Origin of the sequence: Actinoplanes sp. NPDC026623, assembly GCF_040638275.1 — a bacterium.
Taxonomy (GTDB): domain Bacteria; phylum Actinomycetota; class Actinomycetes; order Mycobacteriales; family Micromonosporaceae; genus Actinoplanes.
Genome location: NZ_JBEZXZ010000113.1, coordinates 26,869 through 28,189, shown reverse-complemented (window position 1 = coordinate 28,189; position 1,321 = coordinate 26,869). Strand labels below are relative to the sequence as shown.

Sequence of the window (1,321 nt, the reverse complement as noted above, 5' to 3'; positions counted from 1 at the left end):
GCCGGCGGAGCGGCGCACCCGCCGCCGGCGGCCCCGCTGGGTCGTGCCGGTGCTCAGCGCGGCGGCGGCCGCGGTGCTCGCGGTGGCGGGCACGGTGGCGGTCGACCGGCTCGTGTCGCGGCCACCGGCCGCGGAGGTGACCGCGCGGGCGATGCTGACGCCGCTACCCACGGTGTCGGCGCAGGCGGGCGGCAGTGTGCGGGTGCTGTCCGACGGGCAGATGCGCATCGACGTCCGCAATCTGCCGCTGACCACCGGCTTCCACGAGGTGTGGCTGATCGACCCGGACGACATCACGAAGATGGTCGCCGTCGGCAACCTGACCGACCGGCCGGACGTGGTGCTGCCGGTACCGCCCGGCACCGATCTGAACCGGTACCGCCTCGTCGACGTCAGCGACGAACCGCACGACGGCGACGCCGCGCATTCGGGCCACAGCCTGCTGCGCGGAGTGCTGACCGAATAGGTGCATCCATCAACGGTGATGCGAGCGAAGGACGGAGTGGTGGCGCGCAAGCCACCACTCCGCACTCGGAAAGGACGCATGACGATGAGGTTCATCCGACTCGGCCGCCGGACCGCCGCGGTGGCGACCGCCGCGGTCGTCGCCTCCGCTCTCACCGCCGCACCGGCTGCCGCGCACGGCAGGACGAAGCCGCCGGGCACCCGGTCGCTGGCCGCGGTGCTGACCGCGGACCGGAGCGGCTTCGACCGCAATCCCCGCGACTTCGACATCCTCACCGCGGCGGTGCAGGCGGTGCTGACCGCCAAGCCGTCCAGCCCGGTCGGCGTGCTCGCCGACGGCACCACGAAGCTGACCGCGTTCCTGCCGAACGATCTGGCATTCCGGGTACTGGTGGCGGATCTCGGGCACAGCCGGCGGCTGCCGGGCGAGAAGGCGGCGTTCACCGCGGTGGCCGGCCTGGGCATCGACACCGTCGAGTCGGTGCTGCTCTACCACGTCGTGCCCGGCGTCACCATCGACCGCACGGCAGCGCTGAGGGCCGACGGCGCCCGCCTCAAGACCGCGGCGGGATCGTCCGTCAAGGTGGACGTGTACGGCTACTACTGCAAGCGCATCAAGCTGATCGACGCCGACCGCAACGACCGCGATCCGCGCGTGATCAAGTTCAACGTGAACGGGGGCAACCGCCAGATCGGGCACGGTATCGACCGTGTGCTGCGCCCGATCGACCTGCCCTGACGCGGTAGGCGGCACGGGCCGTGAACGGCGAGGCGCTCCCGCACAACCGCCGTGGGGGGGGGGGGCCCCCGCCGGTGTGGGAGAGGGCCCCCCCCCGGGGGCGCCCGGGCCCCACGG

2 protein-coding genes are annotated in these 1,321 nt (G+C 73.2%); both read left to right on the top strand.

What is annotated here, in order from left to right:
• Positions 1-466: anti-sigma factor (locus AB0F10_RS28135; protein ID WP_360631354.1), on the top strand; the 466-nt coding region annotated here is incomplete at its 5' end.
• Positions 467-550: 84 nt separating this feature from the next.
• Positions 551-1,204, top strand: coding sequence for a fasciclin domain-containing protein (locus AB0F10_RS28130; RefSeq protein WP_360631351.1), 654 nt, complete (start codon positions 551-553; stop codon positions 1,202-1,204).
• Positions 1,205-1,321 lie beyond the last annotated feature (117 nt).